This window comes from Serratia marcescens (genome assembly GCF_001902635.1).
In the GTDB taxonomy this organism is placed as follows: domain Bacteria; phylum Pseudomonadota; class Gammaproteobacteria; order Enterobacterales; family Enterobacteriaceae; genus Serratia; species Serratia marcescens_F.
In genome coordinates this window covers 1-1378 of sequence record NZ_MJAO01000061.1, presented here as the reverse complement: position 1 = coordinate 1378, position 1378 = coordinate 1, and the positions used below count along the sequence as shown (strand labels likewise).

Genomic DNA, 1378 nt, shown 5'->3' with positions numbered 1-1378 from the left:
CCGTTGAACCGCAGCCCGGTGCCACGCTCCAGCCCGCCGTACTGGTGTTGCCAACCCAGCTCGCTGCGCAGCGCCACCGTCGTACCCGCGCTCACCTGCCATGCGGTGTCCGCACGCAGCCCCAGCGTCGACACCGTCGCGTCGGTATGCTGTTTATCCCCGCGCAATGCCGCCGCGCCGCCGCTTTCCGCGATACCGTTGTTCTCGAAGTTCACGTACGCCAGGTTGACGAACGGCTCCAGGTTCAGCCACTCCCCCTGCACGCTGTAGCCCGCCTCCGCGAACAGCTGCTCGGTGCGCGCGCTGTACTTCGCCGTGTCACGGTCCGACTGCATCCCGTAGTTCACCGACCGCTTGGTGTCGATGCGGTGCCAGGTGTAGCCCGCCCCGCCACGCAGCGCCAGCGCCCCGAACTGCTTGTCGCCGTACGCCGCCAGGTGGTAGTTGTCGCTGTCCGCCTTCGCCCCGTAGCCGCCGTGCAGCGAAGTGCGGGTGTAGCCGGTCGCCACCCCCAGCCGCCAGTCGTCCGCTACCGCCGAGTCCAGCCCCACCAGCACCCCGTAGGTCGAGGCCTGGTAGCCGGTGGCGTTGGCGTCGCCCGACGCGTGGTCCCACGCCCCCAGCAGCTGCGCCCAGGCCCCGCCGTCGTCCGCCTTGATGGACGACGAGCTCGCCAGCCCTTCCGCCTGGCGCAGGCGCCCGTTCAGCGCCTCGCGCAGGTAGCGGCTGTCGTTCACCAGCGCCGAGGCGATATCCGCATGGATTTGCCCCGACAGCTGACGGAACGCCTGCCGCGCTTCGCCCGCCGTGCCGCTGTTGAGAATGCTCTCGTACACCGGGTTGCCCACCGCCAGCGCATCCGCTGCCGCCGCCACCGCCCGCTCGTTCTGCGTCTGCGCCACGCTGGCGAAGCTCGTGCCGTTGCGCCCGACGCTCAGCGTCACCCCGTTCGGCTGATAACTCAGCCCGGTGCCGAGGAACAGGTAGTTCGGCGCCACCGTGTCAAACTGCCCGCGCACCCCCTGCTGCGCGGTCAGGATGTTGTACTGCTGGCCCAGCAGGCTGCGCACCTCGCTTTGCGTCAGCAGGTTGCTGCTGTTCTCCAGCGTCACCGCCACCTCGCCGCCGCCGATCGTCGCCGATCCGCTGCTCTGGATCCGATCGCTCCGGCCGTTCGGCCCCACTTCCACCGCGTAGCGCGAGCCCGGCTCGAAGCTGACGTTGCCCGCCACGTTCAGGGTGCCGATCGAGTTGCCCGGCGCCACGGTGCCGCCGCGCCGGGCGGTCAGCGAGCCGACCGTGCCGCTGCCGCCGACGATACCGCCGCTCTGCACGCTGACGTCCGAGGTGACCGAGCCGTTGATCGCCAGCCGCCCCT

General features: G+C 70.5%; 1 protein-coding gene. It reads right to left on the bottom strand.

Annotated elements, in window-relative coordinates; translation table 11 throughout:
- Positions 1 to 1378 (bottom strand): autotransporter outer membrane beta-barrel domain-containing protein (locus tag BHU62_RS24520; protein WP_139282323.1); only part of this gene is annotated, 1378 nt, incomplete at both ends.